Genomic DNA, 15796 nt, shown 5'->3' on the forward strand with positions numbered 1-15796 from the left:
TTGAGCAGACTGGCGCGCGAATACTTCCACCGCGTGGCAAAGTAATCCGGCCAGTTCCCCGGGACTAGCGGTCAGCCAGTGTTCATTTGTCTCCGCCCGCCTGCTGGGCCATTCGCAAGATCTCGGTATTGGGCGCAAAACTGTCCGCTGATGCGAGCTGCCAGTCCAGTATCCAGTCGCTGGGAATTTTCTCTTCCTCAAGCAGCACATTGGGCGCCAGCGGTGGGAAAACATCGTCAAAATGTTGATTGACGCCATCTGCACTGCGCCGCCAGATCAGGTGTGGGAATAGGGTATCGGGATCATCTATCCCCATTGCACCAATCATTTCAAACGCTGAGTGAAGTGTGCGCTTTTGGAAACTGGCAACGCGTTTGTGCCGCGCTTCGACATCCAGTGCCTTGCCCCGGTTCGGGTCCTGGGTGGCGATACCGGTCGGGCACTTGTTGGTGTTACATGACTGGGACTGAATGCAGCCCAGCGAGAGCATCATGGTGCGCGCTGCATTGGTCAAGTCCGCGCCGACGGCCAGCTTGGTAACGATATCAAAGCCGGTAGCGGTCTTGCCCGATGAAATGACCCGGATCCTGTCTCGTAAGCCTGTCCCGACAAGACAGTTGTGGACGAAACTGGTGCCTTCCAGGCAGGGTACGCCCAAGCGGTTGGTGAATTCGACCGGCGCGGCGCCAGTGCCGCCTTCTGCACCATCCACGGTGATGAAATCAGGCGTTATTCCCGTTTCCAGCATGGCCTTGCAGATCGCCAGAAACTCAAATTTTCGGCCGATGCACAACTTGAATCCCACCGGCTTGCCGCCGCTCAAATCGCGCAGTTTCACGACAAAATCCAGCAGGCCCTTGGGGGTATTGAACTCGCGATGACCCGGAGGCGAGATCACATCTTCGCCTATGTTGACCAGGCGAATGCGCGAAATTTCTTCGGAGACTTTCGCAGCGGGCAGTACGCCGCCATGTGAAGGTTTCGCACCCTGCGAAATTTTAATTTCGATCATTTTGACCTGTTCGAGGGTCGCTGATTTCTTGAAAGATTCAGGGTCAAAGCCGCCATCGGGCGTGCGGCAGCCGAAGTATCCCGTGCCTATCTGCCAGACGATATCACCGCCCTGGCGGTGATAGGGGCTGAAGCCGCCTTCACCGGTATTGTGATAGAAGCCGCCCAGCTTGGCGCCTTTGTTGATAGCCATAATGGCGTTGGCACTGAGGGCGCCAAAGCTCATGGCCGAGCAGTTCAGGCGCGCGGCGCTATACGGCTGTTTGCATTGATCTCCGCCAATCAGCACGCGCTTGGTGTCTTCTTTCACCACGGTTGGCGCTATCGAGTGAGCGGCGCCCAGCCAGCCCGTCGCGGTGATCTCATGTTCGGTACCAAAGGGTTGGGTGTCATCCAGACCCTGGGCGCGTCGGTAGACAAGATCGCGCTCCTCTCTGCTGAACGGCAGCTCCTCTGTGTCACCGGCAATAAAGTACTGGCGAATTTCAGGACGAATGAATTCCAGCGCATAGCGAATGTAAGCCGCCACAGGATAAAGGCGATTCAGTGTGTGGGGGCTGAACCACAAATCATAGATGCCGACAATGACATAAAGCCCGAGAATAACAGCGAGTACCTGCCCCGTGATGGTCCAGGTGGAGAGGTAGACTGCTGCCGGGAAGGCGAGCAGTGCGATGACCCAAAAAAGTTTCTGCATGAATGTCACGGTGTGTGCTCCCGGTGGCAGTTAATGGTATGTATCAGGAAAAAAATGCTTTGAATTCATCGCGCCATTCCTTCCAGACGCTGTGGTCCCCCTTGACGCCCAGAATACCTTCCTTGAGCTTCGATATGCCAAACCCGTAGAACTCCTCCATACCTATGTGTGGCGGCATCGAGAGTTCTCCAGCGCTGACGATTGCATCGATAATAAAGGGTTTGTCTGAGGCGATGGCCTGCTTGATGGCTGGTACGATATCGGCGGCGTGTTCGACGCGAACACCATCACCGCCGCACGCTTTGGCGTAGGCGGCGAAGTCGGGGTTGGTCAAACCTGTTGCCTCGTCGTTCTTGGGCATACCCGCTACCTGCATTTCCATCGCCACAAAACCGAGCTCGCTGTTGTTGAATATCAACACTTTCAGCGGCCAGCCATAGCGGACTGCGGTAACAAAGTCGTTCATTGACATGCCAAATCCGCCGTCGCCGCACAGCGCCCATACTTGTCGGGAGGGGTCCAGTGCTGAGGCGCCCAGCGCGGTGGGCAGACCCGAACCGAGCGAGCCGTGATTGAAGCCGCCGATCATTCGACGGTTGCCCCCCATCGACATCTGCCGGGCAACCCAGATGGCACACTCGCCGACGTCAATGGCAAATATCGCGTTGTCGTCGGCAGCATCACTGATGGCCTTGGCAAATAACTGCGGGTGCAGTGGTTCGTCAGTGCGTGACAGGCTCGCCTGCGCATCCATGTGCTTGCACCACTTCTGTCGCACCTGTACCAGATGATCCCGGAATTTGACCGACTTCCTGTCATCGTTCAGCAGGGTGAGCAGCGAACGCACTGTCTCACCCACATCGCCCACCAGTCCCAGCGTGACGGGCGCACGTCGACCGATATGATCGACATTGTTATCCACCTGAATGATGGGGCGGCCATCCGGGAGGAATTCGGCGTAGGGGAAGTCTGTGCCGAGCATCAACAATACATCGCAGTCGTTGACCGCGTGCAGGCCGGCCGGGTTGCCGATATTGCCGGTGAGCCCGACGACAGGGCCGTCATCGTATTGAAAGATATCGAGCGCCCGTAGCGTGTGGGCGACAGGCGCTCCCAGCTTGTCTGCCAGCGCCAGTACATCGGCTTTGGCAGCGCGGCATCCGATACCGCAAAACAGCGTCACCCGGCTACCCTGTTGCAGCAGTTCTGCGGCTTTCTCCAGTTCAGCTTTGGGTGCGGAGACGGCGGGTAACGCGTGTACCAGCGGGTGGGTGTAGTGCTCGCTGCTAATGTCTTTGACGAAAATGTCGGCGGCTACCTCGACCCGGGTGACCACGCGTTCAGTCAGTGATTTCTGCGCTGCGATTTCCACCATGCGTGGCACCTGCGCCGGTGTCTCGATAACGGCTTGGTAAGCACAGACATCATCGAACACCTTGGTCAGGTCCATCTCTTTGTGGAAATCGCTGCCGCGTTGCGCGGTTGGCACCTGGCCGGTGATGGCGATCACTGCGGCACCTTCTTTTTGCGCATTGTACAAACCGTTGATCAGGTGCAGTGCACCCGGCCCGGCGGTGCCGGCACACACTCCGATGCGTCCGGTCAGCTGGGATTGCGCGGCGGCGGCGTAGCCAGCGTGCTCCTCATGACGGACTGTAATCCAGCGGAAGCGCGGGTCTTTTATGGCCGCCAGTACGAACGGGTTGATCACATCCCCGACAACACCGAATATATCGCGGGCTCCCGCATCGGCCAATACATCCAGTATTGCTTCAGAAATACTGCGAGCCATAAAAAATCTCCTGACATTGGATTGCTTTCATCGGGGTGATGGCAGCCATAATACTAACTTACCTTTTATTACACAGGCAATTTCGACGCGCTGCAGTGTCGGTATTGGCCGGCCCGGAACTCATCTGTGATAGTGTACACGGCGTGATACCGGGTGGGGGAATGATATTTGAATCTGAGCATATTGTGTGGTGCGCCAGCGCTTATCGCGGTGAGCCGGTTGTGCGGAAGCGCCCACGATCGACGGGTCTGGACCTGTCGATGACCTACGATCTGTTTTCGTCTTACAGTGAGTGTTCGAACACGGCCTACCGCATCGATATGCCAGACGGGGATGTGCGCCTCTACGCGGCCCTGTTTTCACCGTGCGAAGCGACTCAGTTGCTGGAGCTGCTGCAGCGCGAGATACAGTGGCAGCAGGAAACGATTCGCCTGTATGGCAAGGTCCATAAACAGCCGCGGTTGAGCGCCTTGTACGGTGACGCTGGTATTACGTATCGGTATTCGGGAATTACCATTGAATCGACACCGTGGATACCGGCCCTGTTGCACATCAAGGCGCGTATCGAGCAGGTGTCCAATGCGCGCTTTAACAGTGTGTTGCTGAACCGTTACCGCGATGGGCGGGACTCGATGGGCTGGCATGCCGATGACGAACCCGAACTGGGCCGCAATCCGGTTATCGGCTCGGTGAGCCTGGGGCAGAGTCGCACCCTGCAAATGAAGCATAGGTTCTACAAGTCCGAAAGGCGGGACATCCCGCTGGCCAATGGCAGCTTCCTATTGATGCAGGGCGAGGTTCAACACTACTGGTTGCACCAGATTGCAAAGTCCAGGCGTCACCTCGACGAACGAATAAATTTAACCTACAGACTCATCCGTTGAGGACGGCGCGCAGCGCCTCTGCTGCGCCGGTATCCGTGCTGTGATCAGGCTGCTTGTGGTGCTGCCTGAGAACCCCGAATCAACTTGCCGGGCACAGCGCCGGTGTACTTCCCATTCTCCATTATGATTTCGCCGCTGACGATGGTGGCGATATAGCCGCGCGCATCCTGAAACATGCGTCGTCCACCGGCCGGCAGGTCGAAGATGATTTCTGGTGCGCCCAGTTGCAGGTTGTCAAAGTCGATCAGGTTGAGGTCTGCCTTCATGCCGACTTCCAGTGTGCCGCGATCCTCCAAGCCGACACAGCGGGCGGTGTCGTGGGTTTGCTTTTTCACTACTTCCTCCAGCTTCAGTCGATGGCCGCGCTCGCGGTCGCGAACGTAGTAGCTGAGCATCTGGGTGGGGACGCTGGCATCGCACAATACGCCACAGTGGGCACCGGTGTCCGCCAGCGATATGACCGTGCTGTCGTCTTCCAGCAACGCGACCTGGCGGGTGAGGTCGTTGGCGCCGTAGCCAAAGCACGGAAAGTAGACAACGGTTTTGCCGCCGTTTTCCATCATCAGATCGTAGCAGTATTCCTGCGGAGGCACGCCAGCTTTGGCCGCTCTGGCAGCGATGCTGTCCTCGGGTCCCGGCTCATAGTTGGGCGGGGTGCCCAGCGGGTAAAGTTTGTCGTAGCCTCCGATGATGGTGTCCATAAAGGCATCGCCCATCAAAGGTAAATCCTCCGCGAGTATGGCTGCACGTACTTCCGGCTTTTGCAGTTCAGCGTACCGTTGTTCGTGGGTCATCACCGACAGCGGGCCGTAATGGGTGTGAAAGCTGAAAGGGTTGATGGTGCCGTCCCAACTGAGCAGGATATTCACCGGCCGCGCGCCCACATGCGGGATAAGTTTCGCGCCTTCGGCCTGTGCCTGACGGCAGTAGTCCAGCTGTTTGAGGACGCGATCCCAGTCGGCTTCCTCGCGGAAAAACAGGACGAAATTAATCTGGCAGTTGTTCTCGATGGATAGGCGCTTCATCCAGTCCATCTCCTGCTCCCAGTTGTGGAAGTCCGACACCAGTCCGAAGATACCCTTGCCGCCCAGTTCGCCGATCGCCTTGCCGATACCCAGCAACTCTGCTTCGTCGGCGTAGGTACCGGGCATGGCCTGGTCACCCCCCGTGGTATGCAGTTCGGTGCGAGAGGTGGTGAAGCCCAGCGCACCGCGCTCTATGCCTTCCCTGACGATAGCCGCCATCGAGGCCACATCCTCGATGGTGGCTTTCTCGTTGTTGGCACCGCGTTCGCCCATCACGTAGGTGCGTACCGCACAGTGTGGCACCTGTGCGCCGACGTCGATGGCTCGCGGGAATTTTTCCACGGCATCGAGGTACTCCGGAAAACTTTCCCAATCCCACTTTACGCCTTCATGCAGCGCTGCACCGGGGATATCCTCCACGTCTTCGACCACGGTGATCAATCGGGCCTGGGCCTCGGGGTTCGGCTTGCAGGGTGCGAAGCCGATGCCGCAGTTCCCCATCACCAGTGTGGTGATGCCGTGATTAGCGGCCGGGCTGCACAGGGGGTCCCAGGTGGCCTGTCCGTCCATATGGGAGTGCACATCCACCCAGCCTGGCGTCAGCAATTTGCCATCGGCATCTATTTCTCTCCTGCCCTTGTCACTGACCTCACCGAGGCAAGCAATTTTGCCGTCACTGACAGCCAGATCGCCCGTAAAAGCAGGCTTGCCCGTACCGTCTACTATCGTTGCATTTCGAATAACCAGATCATACATGTCCTTCGCTCCCACAAGCATTTGTCTGCAGTTTACTCAACTTTTGGGTGTAAGGCTGTGCCGTGGACGAGGATTCGTTCTATCGGTTCAAATTTGACTACCTGTTGTGGCAGGTATTCTTTTTAATGGACTGATTACGCGTGCTGATAACGCGACAGTGTGAGCTGAGTGAGCTATGGTTAGTCTTTGCAATCTAATTCTAAAATGAGGCTTACCATGAATATGAACCGTCGAGAGTTTACGCTGGCTTCACTCACCGCACTGGGTACGCTGGCAGTGAACCCGGCTCAGGCCGCAACGTCCGCGACCAACCGCCGCTGGGTTTTGGCATCGAGGCCGGAGGGCAAGCCGGGCGTCGAAAATTTCCGTCTTGAGACAGCACCCGTGCCGCAACCGGAAGAGGGGCAGGTATTGCTGCAGACCCGGTTTCTCTCGCTGGACCCGTATATGCGTGGCCGCATGAACGCGGGCAAGAGTTACGCCGAGCCGGTGGCGTTGGATGACGTGATGGTCGGCGGCACGGTGAGCGAGGTGGTGGCGACACGCAACCCCGGTTTTGCCGAAGGCGAATTGGTAACGGCGTACGCCGGCTGGCAGGACTACGCACTATCAGATGGCAGTGATCTGATGAAGGTGGACCCGCGTATTGTCCCATCCTCCTACGCGCTGGGTGTGCTGGGTATGCCGGGGCTGACTGCCTACGTGGGGTTGCTCGATATCGGTCAACCCCAGCCGGGCGATACCGTCGTGTTGGCAGCGTCAACGGGTGCAGTTGGGTCGGTGGTGGGACAGATCGCCAAGCTCAAGGGGTGCCGGGTGGTCGGCATAGCGGGCGCAAAGGAGAAGTGTGAGTACGCCGTGGAGGAACTGGGCTATGATGCGTGTGTCAGCCATTACGATAAGGACATGGCTGCACAACTGGCCGCAGCCTGCCCGGACGGTATAGACGTGTATTTTGAAAACGTCGGTGGCAGCTCCTGGGAGGCAGTGATGCCGCTGCTCAACAATTTTGCCCGCGTACCGATTTGCGGTCTGATCGCACACTACAACCAGACGGAGTTACCGCCCGGGCCGGATCGCATGAGTATTATGCAGGCACTTATCCTGCAGCGCAGTTTAAAAGTGCAGGGTTTCATCGTTGGTAACTATCGGGCGCGCATTCCGGAATTTGTCGCGGATATGAGCCGCTGGGTGGCAGAGGGAAAAATCAAATATCGAGAGGATGTTGTCGACGGGTTGGAGAATGCGCCGGAAGCGTTTTTCGGCCTTTTTTCAGGGGCAAATTTCGGCAAACTGGTGGTGAAGGTTAGCTGAGTCTAATCCAGGTTGGTTTATGATCAGCGTTCCCTGGAGCCACTAACTATTGTGAAATGGGCATGACAACGGGCCTCGTGGTAGGTACGACGGCCTGGGCTTGGCATGCGCTTGGCTCCGCGCAGGCATTATGCGCGCAGGCCGAGCAGGCCGAAGCTCAGGGGTTCCACTCATTCTGGTTGCCGGAGAATCATTTCAGTGGCAGCGCTGCCATTCCATCGCCGTTGATGCTGTTGGCCGCTATAGCCGGGCGGACACAGCGTATTCGTCTGGGGTGTACGTCCTATCTGCTGCCCATTCGCAACCCGCTGCTGGCTGCCGAAGAAGTAGCGGTGCTTGATCAGTTGTGCGAAGGGCGATTAATTCTTGGCCTTGGGCGCGGCCTGTCCGGCACCATGTTCAAGGCGTTTGGTGTAGATGCTGGCGACAAACGTAAACTGTTTCAGGCCAATCTCGACATAATGCAGCGCGCGTGGAGTGGAGAGGCTCTGGATAGCGATGAAAATGGCCAGCCTGTCAGGCTCTCACCACTGCCAATACAGCGTCCCTCTCCTGCGCTGTGGGTGGCGGCATTCGGACCGCTGGCGCTGCAGCAGGTAGCTCGGCTGGGTCTGCCCTATCTGGCGTCACCGATTGAGTCTATCGATGTGCTGGAAGGCAATTACCGGCGTTATCACCGCGATGTGGCCGACGCCGGACAGGACGCGGTGTCGACGATTCCTGTTATGCGCACCGTCTTTGTGACGGAGGATGCCAGGCAGGCGGAGCAGGTGCGCACGGCACTTGCTGAAAGCGTACCGAGCGCTTTCAGAAAAAAGCACATTGCCGTAGACGAGTGGGCGATTGTCGGCGATCGCCACTACGCACGCGATAAACTGGCGGAGTATATCGATCGCATAGCTCTCAGCCATCTGATTGTGCGGGCTGGTTTGCCGGGAGTCGACGAGGCAACGCAACTGTCGAGTCATGAGCGCCTGCTCAAACTAACCGCTGAACTCAGATCGCCAGGGCCTCAGTCGAGCTGCCAGTAATCGCTGCTTTGTGCCCCAGCAGCCTGCGTAGATCGGTGCTGTGTAGCGACATGCTTGACAACATGGTATCAACAAGGCGTAAAGTGTTCCTGTTCGCCGGAGGGGTCGCTGTGTCCGCTCCTCGAACACCATAATCTGCGCTGTAAATTGTTGCGGATTGGACTATATTGAATGTCAACATAAGAACTCCAGAGGAGTAGCCCATGCTGTACGCCATGCCAGGGTCAGAAGGCGCCCTGTTCAATTTCCGCGACAAATATGACAATTTCATCGGGGGCGAGTGGGTCGCGCCGGCCGAGGGACAGTATTTTGAGAATGTAACGCCGGTTACCGGCGCCGCCTTCTGCGAGGTGGCGCGTTCCACGCCCGCCGACCTGAATCTCGCCCTGAATGCGGCGCATGGGGCCGCCCCTGCGTGGGGCAGGGCACCGGTAGCGGAGCGCTCCAATACGCTGCTGAAAATAGCCGATCGCATAGAGGCCAACCTGGAGACGCTGGCTTATGTGGAAACCTGGGAGAATGGCAAGGGGATACGTGAAACCCTGAACGCCGATATCCCGCTGCTGGTGGATCACTTCCGCTATTTTGCCGGGTGCCTGCGGGCTCAGGAGGGCAGCGCCAGCGACATTGATGGCAACACGGTCAGCTATCATTTCCACGAGCCACTGGGTGTGGTGGGGCAAATCATTCCGTGGAATTTCCCACTGCTGATGGCGGGCTGGAAACTCGCCCCGGCTCTGGCGGCCGGCAATTGCGTGGTATTGAAACCCGCCGAGCAGACACCGATCTCCATTCTGGTGCTGATGGAAATGATCGCCGATCTGGTGCCGCCGGGTGTGATCAATATTCTCAATGGCTTCGGCGAGGAGATCGGGCAGGCGCTGGCCAGCTCCGACCGTATTGCCAAGATCGCGTTCACGGGATCCACTGCGGTGGGGCACCTCATCCTTTCCAGCGCTGCCAAGACACTGATCCCGTCGACTGTAGAACTGGGGGGTAAGTCACCCAACATCTACTTTGAGGATGTGATGGCGCAGGAGGACGAGTTCGTCAGCAAATGTGTTGAGGGCCTGCTGCTCGGTTTTTTCAATCAGGGCGAAGTCTGTACCTGCCCCTCGCGGGCGCTGGTGCAGGAGAGCATCTATGATGACTTCATCGAGCGTGTGATGGAGCGGGCGAAAATGATCAAGCAGGGCAACCCGCTGGATACCGAGACCATGGTAGGAGCGCAGGTGTCGCGCGAACAGTTTGATCGCATCATGGGATATATGGATGTCGCCCGATCCGATGGCGCCAAATTCCTGCTCGGCGGTGAAAAGGCTGTTGTCGGCAGTGATATTGCCGGTGGGTTTTATGTACAGCCCACCCTGCTGCAGGGCACCAACGACATGCGTGTGTTCCAGGAGGAGATATTCGGCCCTACGCTCGGTGTGACAACATTCAAGGATGAAGCCGAGGCACTGGCCATTGCCAACGCCACTGAGTACGGCCTCGGTGCCGGCGTCTGGACGCGGGATACCAACAGGGCATTTCGCATGGGTCGCGGTATACAAGCGGGCCGTGTGTGGATGAATTGTTACCACGCGTATCCGGCTCACGCCGCTTTTGGTGGCTATAAAAAATCGGGTATTGGCCGTGAAACCCACAAGATGGCGCTGGAACATTACCAGCAGACCAAGAATCTGCTGGTGAGCTATGATACCAACCCGATGGGTTTTTTCTGAGTGATATAGCTGTCACGCAGTTCCCCGACATTGACGTCCGGAGTGCCAGATGAACATTATCCGCGTAATAGCGCTGCTACTGTTAGTGCCCCAATGGCTTGTCGCATGTAGTGCCAGTGACTCGATGAATAAAATTGTGCAGAACGGCGGCACAATTCTCATCGGTCTGGGGTCGCACGAAGAGCTGGGGCAGGTGAATCTGTCTGCTACCGACCTGAGTGCTACTCTGACAGATGTCGGCAGTACCCAGGCCGATGTGACCGTCAGGGAGGTGTTTCCGCTCAACGTAGACCGGACCAGCGAACTGAATCACACAGAGGACCTGGGAGAGGATGGTTACAGTGGTTTCTGGTTTGCGGCGATCGATCTGGTCGACCCCAATTCCGGTCTGGCGACAACGTTGTCCGATGGTACAGCGACGCTGGAAATACAGGGTTTGGGATCGGCGCTGACGCGCTCGCTGAAAATCCTGCCGGGCGCCGGTTCGGTCAACCCCATCATGTCAGTCAGCGGGCTGAATACGCTGAACATGTTGCGGCCCGCGGATCAGGTCAAGTACATACTTCGAGATCCGCAAGTGGTGTTTACAGAGCAAAACCTGCTCGGCGCTATCGAGTTCCGGTTCGAATATCCGACGATTGATGTCGACGGCCTGCCACCGGCGCAGTGGCCGCGAGGTGTGTCGGCCAGCAACAATGAGCACCTGCAGGTTCACAGCTACACGCGCTCCGAAAATGGCACGAACACACTGTATGTCGTGGTTCTGAATCCAGCGGGCATTGGAGCGGTGTCAACTCAGAGTGCTGCTATGCCCGAGTTTTACCAGTCCAGCAAGGTGCAGGCGGTCCGCTTCAGTGTGGTCTACCCACCACAGTTCAGTGCCGCCCAGTTTGCCAGTGCCAGTGACGTCACCGGGTATGGCACCGATGGTGCCGAGATGAACATCGATCAGCTGGTTATCGCGACCCCGACTATTTGACCCCGGACACTAGTCGGCAGCGGCGGCGAAGGCCTTCTGCAGAAACTGAATGCGCTCTAGCATGGATTGCCTGGCGAGGCTGCTTTTCGCATTGCCGTCGTAGCCGTGAATGGTTCGCTGGGTTTCGTTGGCGACAACCTCGATATTCTCTACGCGTAGCGCCGCGATGTAATTCAAGCCCTCATCTCTCAACGGGTCGAATTCTGCTGTCTCCACGTAGCTCAGCGGAAGGTCCCGCAATTCACCGTGCCCGGGTGCGGCATAAGGTGGTGTTGCGTCACCTGCATACCGGCTGAGATACATCTCCCACATGCGGCCGTTGGAGATGGCATTCCACAGCGGCACATCGACAAAGTCTGTGGCGGATGGCGTGGAGCAACTGTTGTCCAGCACGGGGTATATCAATAACTGCCCGCACAGCGTGACCAGTTGCTCATCGCGCGCCTTTTGCGCGACACCGGCAGCCAGGGCGCCGCCCGCGCTGTCGCCACCCACAGCAATCTTCGAGGCATCAATGCCAAGGGAATCGCTTTCTTTGACGACCCACTCCAGTGCGGTGTAGCAATCATCAAAAGCGCAGGGAAACGGATGCTGCGGCGCGAGCCGGTAATCGACAAAGACCACCACACAGTGCGCCTCATTGGCGTAGCGTTCACAATTCGCCAGGTGGTTACTTGCGTAGCTCAATGCGAACCCGCCACCGTGATAGTACAGCAGTACAGGGGCCGGCCGCTGCAGTGTGTGCGGTGTCATTACCATGACCTTGAAGTGACTGCCATCGGCACTGCTGAGCGTGTGGTTTTCGGTTGCCAGATCAAAAGAGCGTTTGCCCAGCCAGCGGGTCACCCTGATCAGTAAATTCATCAGCCACACGATCGCTGCGCTGAATTTGAAGGTAAATACCGGGAACTTTGCAAAGTCCGGGTGGATGTCGTATTTGGAGGGCATTGGATTTTTTAGTCTCTCGCAAGTGGATATCTAGAGTAGCAAACGCCGGTGCGTCGACAAACGCTTTTTCTGCGAGCCGCTCACAGGATCAGGCCGACGATACAGCCCGTCATACAGGTTGCCAGCAAGCCCGACCAGATCGCGCGCGGAGCCAGGCGCAGAATATCGGCCGAGCGCTCCGGGCACATTGCCGTCAGCCCGCCGATCATGATGCCGAGGCTGCCGAAGTTGGCGAAACCGCACAACGCGTACGTCATAATGAGCTGACTGTGTGCGCTCAGTGCGCCCGGCTCCAGCGCAGCGAGGTCCAGGTAGGCGACCAGTTCATTGATAAAAACCTTGGTGGCCAGCAGTTCGCCCGCTGTGGTTGCCTCAGCCCAGGGGATGCCCGTCAACCAGGCCAGTGGTGCCATCAGTAGACCAAACACGCCCACCAGTGTCAGTGGTTTGCCCCCTGTTGGTACCAGGCTCAGCACGGCATCTGCGAGATACACCAGAGCGACGAAAACGATCAGCATGCCGATAATACTGGACAGCAGGCGCAGGCCTTCCCCGGTGCCGCTGACAAGTGCATCCATGCTGCCACTATAGTGCGACTGCATGCGCACAGGCGCACCCTGTTCACTGCGTTCGGGTGGGAGCATCACGGCGGCGAGCATGATGGCTGCCGGTGCGCTGATCAGCGAGGCCACCAGAATATGGCTGAGTGAGGAGGGTATAGTCGCTGCGAGAATGCCCGCGTACAGCCCCATTACGGTGCCTGCCACCGTGGCCATTCCGGCGCTCATCAGCATAAACAGTTCACTGTTGGACAGCGTCTTCAGATACGGCTTGATCAGCAGCGGCGATTCAACCATGCCCACAAAAATTGAGCTGGCACCACCCATGCTGACAGCACCGCTGAGGCCCATGGAATGCTGCAGCAGACGCGCCAGTGCTGAAATGGCGACCGGAATCACCCGCCAGTGCCACAACAGTGCGCTCAGTGCAGCGAAGACAATGACGATTGGCAGTGCCCTGAACGCCAGTACAAAACTGTATTGTGGTGAAGTTGTCTCAAAAGGCGCGGGAGCCCCGCCGAGGAAGCCGAATACCATTGCCGTGCCCTCTCCAGTTGCGGCTTCCAGTGTCAATACCAGTTGATTGATCAACAGCAGGGCATCCTGCAGCAGTGGTACCTTCAGGAACGCGGTGGCCAGCACCAGTTGTGCCAGCAGTCCGCTGACGACCAACCGCAGCGGAAATTGACGCCGATTGCTGCTGCTCAGCCAGGCGAGCAGGATGATACAGGGAAGGCCTAGCAGGGCCTGCGACATAATGCGTTTCTCATCACAAATGATTGACGGTAGAGGAGGGCGCCGGAAAAGTCCATCACAAGGCCCCAGTCAGGGTTACTGGGCGCGGCACGCTGGACCGGGTTTGAATTAATATACGCGCAGGCAGTGATTGTGCGCATGGCTTGTTGATGGGAGCAATGTAGTCCATGCTGGCTGGCCTAATAAGTTCGGGAGTGACAGTTGCCATGCTATCCAAATTTGACGATTACCCCATTCACCAGACCCCTGAGCCGGTCTTTCATACCGCATCCAGTGATCGGTTTTTCTACGATCGCTACTGGTACAACGGCCACGCTCAAGATGGCAGTTTTTATTTTGGCATCGGCATGTGTCGCTATGCCAATCTGGGTATTCTGGACTGTAGCCTGAGCCTTGCTATTGACGGTCACCAGTATGCGTTTCACGGCTCGCGTCGCGCCCCCCATGAACCCACTGATACGTCGGTAGGGCCTTTTGCGTTGCAGATACTGGAGCCGATGGGGCGCCATCGGCTGGTCATCGCCGCCAATGAAACCGGCATCGAGTGCGACCTTGTGTTTACCCCGCGCACGGCGTGTATAGAGGAGGGGCGGCAGACCCTGCGCAATGAGCGCCACATAGTGATGGACGCCACCCGATTGGATCAGTTTGGTTTCTGGGCCGGCTGGATACGTTATGACGGCAAGAAAGTTAAGGTAGACGGTCGCACCACGTACGGTTTGAAGGATCGTTCCTGGGGCATTCGCCCTGTCGGGGATGCTTACACCGGTGGAGCTCCGCTGGCGGAGTACCAGGCGGTGCACTTTAACTGGATGCCTGTGCACTGGGAGGATGAGTGCAGTCTCGCCGGCTGGTTTGAGGACGGAGAGGGCCATCAGTGGCATACCGATCAGGTGTTCCTGCCGCACTATCCGAGTGTTGACGCCATTCCTGGCACAGTCGACCCCAACGCCCGCGTATGGCAGGGTGAGGTGGAGCACAAGTTGACGATGATCCCCGGCACGCGCCGCGCGAGTTCGGCTGTCGTTACCATGCACGATCGCTCCGGAGAGAGTCTGGAGGTACACCTTGAGCCGGTGCTCGTGCACCGGATGAAAGGCCTGGGTTACCAGCACCCGGAGTGGGGGCACGGCAAGTGGCATGGGGAGTTGGCCATCGCGGGCGAGAGTTGGAAAGACAGCGATCTCGATCCGCTGGCACTGGAGAACCTGCACATTCAGCAGATCGTAAAAGCCACCTGCGGCGACCGGGTAGGACACGGTGTGCTGGAACAGATGCACATCGGGCCCTCGACCAAGCTGGGTTTTGACGACTGGTTTGATGGTGCTAAATAGCGTTACCCTTTGCCGGAGTGCAGCAACCCGCTCCTACTGTGGACCGGGCTGGCTGCAGTGAGAGCCATTTGGAGTGAAACGCGATGTCCAAGTCGAAAAGCCTGCCGCTGAAAATCCTTAAAATTGTGTTTGCTATTGCTGTTATCACCCTGGCGGCAGCGCTTATCGCAGTCTGGCAAATCGGTGCGTGGAATCTCGTCTTCCCGAACAGGAGCCATGACACAGCAGCACCGAAAATCCCCGCCGACCTCGAAACACCTGCAGTGCTAGTGTTCTCTAAAACCAATGGTTTTCGCCACGTTGAGGGCATTGAAGGTGGGGCAAAAATTTTGCAGTCGATTACTAGCAAACATCAGTGGGGGATATTCCACACGGAGAACGGCGCCGTGTTCAACAAGCGCGATTTGCAGCGGTTCGACGTGGTAGTGTTTCTCAATGCCACAGGGGATATGCTCAGTAAAGCGCAGGAAAAGGCGTTTCAATCGTGGATGCTCTCGGGAGGCGGATGGTTGGGTATTCACGCGGCCGGCGATTCATCCCACCTGGAATGGCAGTGGTACCGGGACAATCTGATCGGAGCGACCTTCACGGCGCACATTATGGGCCCGCAGTTCCAGAGCGCGTCTGTTGTGTTGGAAAATCATCAGCATCCCGCCCTGCAGGATCTGCCGGATATCTGGCAACACGAGGAGGAGTGGTACTCCTGGGAGAAAAGCCCGAGGCTGGAAGGCTTTACTATTCTCGCTACGCTGGACGAATCCTCCTACGTGCCGGAGGCGGATTTCATGGGTACGAAAACAGATCTTCGCATGGGTGATCACCCGGTTGTCTGGGGCAATTGTGTCGGCCAGGGCAAGAGTGTCTACACGGCTATGGGCCACCGAGCGGATGCTTTTGAGCAGCCGCAGAACCGCCGCCTGCTGGATAATGCGCTGACCTGGTTAATCGATATGCGCGGCCAGCCCTGCGAGCAATAGCCGGGTGA

At 57.7% G+C, this 15796-nt stretch carries 12 protein-coding genes; 7 read left to right on the top strand and 5 right to left on the bottom strand.

From position 1 onward, the window contains the following. Positions 1–82: 82 nt before the first annotated feature. Both AC0L6S_RS00955 and AC0L6S_RS00960 read right to left on the bottom strand, forming a co-directional pair. Positions 83–1708 carry an FMN-binding glutamate synthase family protein gene (locus AC0L6S_RS00955; RefSeq protein WP_473426545.1) on the bottom strand — a complete coding sequence of 542 codons (1626 nt, stop codon included), beginning with the start codon at positions 1706–1708 and terminating at the stop codon, positions 83–85. A 43-nt stretch (positions 1709–1751) separates the two neighbouring features. Next, on the bottom strand, positions 1752–3500 hold the full coding sequence (locus AC0L6S_RS00960) for a thiamine pyrophosphate-dependent enzyme (RefSeq protein WP_473426546.1): 1749 nt from the start codon (positions 3498–3500) through the stop codon (positions 1752–1754). A 161-nt stretch (positions 3501–3661) separates the two neighbouring features. Between AC0L6S_RS00960 and AC0L6S_RS00965 the strand changes: the two genes are divergently transcribed. Then, a complete protein-coding gene (locus tag AC0L6S_RS00965) occupies positions 3662–4384 on the top strand; it encodes an alpha-ketoglutarate-dependent dioxygenase AlkB family protein (RefSeq protein WP_473426547.1) in 723 nt (240 codons plus the stop codon). Between the two features lie 44 nt (positions 4385–4428). Here AC0L6S_RS00965 and AC0L6S_RS00970 read toward each other — a convergent pair whose 3' ends face one another. Further along, complete coding sequence (locus AC0L6S_RS00970; RefSeq protein ID WP_473426548.1) at positions 4429–6165, bottom strand: N-acyl-D-amino-acid deacylase family protein; 1737 nt, start codon at positions 6163–6165, stop codon at positions 4429–4431. A 216-nt stretch (positions 6166–6381) separates the two neighbouring features. Here AC0L6S_RS00970 and AC0L6S_RS00975 point away from each other — a divergent pair, with 216 nt between their 5' ends. The 4 genes from AC0L6S_RS00975 (at position 6382) to AC0L6S_RS00990 (ending at position 11213) form a co-directional block, all read left to right on the top strand. After that, on the top strand, positions 6382–7479 hold the full coding sequence (locus AC0L6S_RS00975; protein WP_473426549.1) for an NADP-dependent oxidoreductase: 1098 nt from the start codon (positions 6382–6384) through the stop codon (positions 7477–7479). A 62-nt stretch (positions 7480–7541) separates the two neighbouring features. Further along, on the top strand, positions 7542–8510 hold the full coding sequence (locus tag AC0L6S_RS00980) for an LLM class flavin-dependent oxidoreductase (RefSeq protein ID WP_473426550.1): 969 nt from the start codon (positions 7542–7544) through the stop codon (positions 8508–8510). Between the two features lie 203 nt (positions 8511–8713). Continuing rightward, positions 8714–10234 carry an acetaldehyde dehydrogenase ExaC gene (gene exaC, locus AC0L6S_RS00985; RefSeq protein WP_473426551.1) on the top strand — a complete coding sequence of 507 codons (1521 nt, stop codon included), beginning with the start codon at positions 8714–8716 and terminating at the stop codon, positions 10232–10234. A gap of 49 nt (positions 10235–10283) precedes the next feature. Further along, positions 10284–11213: a hypothetical protein gene (locus AC0L6S_RS00990; RefSeq protein ID WP_473426552.1), complete on the top strand. Its 930-nt coding sequence runs from the start codon at positions 10284–10286 to the stop codon at positions 11211–11213. Positions 11214–11222: 9 nt separating this feature from the next. Here AC0L6S_RS00990 and AC0L6S_RS00995 read toward each other — a convergent pair whose 3' ends face one another. Both AC0L6S_RS00995 and AC0L6S_RS01000 read right to left on the bottom strand, forming a co-directional pair. Further along, positions 11223–12161 (bottom strand): alpha/beta hydrolase, encoded by a 939-nt coding sequence (locus AC0L6S_RS00995; protein ID WP_473426553.1) that lies wholly within the window; start codon positions 12159–12161, stop codon positions 11223–11225. Positions 12162–12241: 80 nt separating this feature from the next. Then, positions 12242–13477, bottom strand: a complete 1236-nt coding sequence (locus tag AC0L6S_RS01000) for a NupC/NupG family nucleoside CNT transporter (RefSeq protein WP_473426554.1) — start codon at positions 13475–13477, stop codon at positions 12242–12244. 206 nt (positions 13478–13683) lie between these two features. Here AC0L6S_RS01000 and AC0L6S_RS01005 point away from each other — a divergent pair, with 206 nt between their 5' ends. Together AC0L6S_RS01005 and AC0L6S_RS01010 are read left to right on the top strand one after the other, a co-directional pair. Then, positions 13684–14811 (top strand): Rv3169 family protein, encoded by a 1128-nt coding sequence (locus AC0L6S_RS01005; RefSeq protein WP_473426555.1) that lies wholly within the window; start codon positions 13684–13686, stop codon positions 14809–14811. A gap of 83 nt (positions 14812–14894) precedes the next feature. Beyond that, positions 14895–15788 (top strand): ThuA domain-containing protein, encoded by an 894-nt coding sequence (locus tag AC0L6S_RS01010; protein WP_473426556.1) that lies wholly within the window; start codon positions 14895–14897, stop codon positions 15786–15788. Positions 15789–15796: the final 8 nt, after the last annotated feature.

The organism is Halioglobus sp. D3-4 (assembly GCF_055809315.1).

Excerpts from the sequence above, each read along its gene's own strand:
- AC0L6S_RS00970 (WP_473426548.1), bottom strand. The coding sequence starts at position 6,165 with ATGTATGATCTGGTTATTCGAAATGCAACGATAGTAGACGGTACGGGC.
- AC0L6S_RS00990 (WP_473426552.1), top strand. The coding sequence starts at position 10,284 with ATGAACATTATCCGCGTAATAGCGCTGCTACTGTTAGTGCCCCAATGG.
- AC0L6S_RS01010 (WP_473426556.1), top strand. The coding sequence starts at position 14,895 with ATGTCCAAGTCGAAAAGCCTGCCGCTGAAAATCCTTAAAATTGTGTTT.
- AC0L6S_RS00975 (WP_473426549.1), top strand. The coding sequence starts at position 6,382 with ATGAATATGAACCGTCGAGAGTTTACGCTGGCTTCACTCACCGCACTG.
- AC0L6S_RS01005 (WP_473426555.1), top strand. The coding sequence starts at position 13,684 with ATGCTATCCAAATTTGACGATTACCCCATTCACCAGACCCCTGAGCCG.
- exaC (WP_473426551.1), top strand. The coding sequence starts at position 8,714 with ATGCTGTACGCCATGCCAGGGTCAGAAGGCGCCCTGTTCAATTTCCGC.
- AC0L6S_RS00995 (WP_473426553.1), bottom strand. The coding sequence starts at position 12,161 with ATGCCCTCCAAATACGACATCCACCCGGACTTTGCAAAGTTCCCGGTA.
- AC0L6S_RS00965 (WP_473426547.1), top strand. The coding sequence starts at position 3,662 with ATGATATTTGAATCTGAGCATATTGTGTGGTGCGCCAGCGCTTATCGC.
- AC0L6S_RS00960 (WP_473426546.1), bottom strand. The coding sequence starts at position 3,500 with ATGGCTCGCAGTATTTCTGAAGCAATACTGGATGTATTGGCCGATGCG.
- AC0L6S_RS00955 (WP_473426545.1), bottom strand. The coding sequence starts at position 1,708 with ATGCAGAAACTTTTTTGGGTCATCGCACTGCTCGCCTTCCCGGCAGCA.
- AC0L6S_RS01000 (WP_473426554.1), bottom strand. The coding sequence starts at position 13,477 with ATGTCGCAGGCCCTGCTAGGCCTTCCCTGTATCATCCTGCTCGCCTGG.
- AC0L6S_RS00980 (WP_473426550.1), top strand. The coding sequence starts at position 7,542 with ATGACAACGGGCCTCGTGGTAGGTACGACGGCCTGGGCTTGGCATGCG.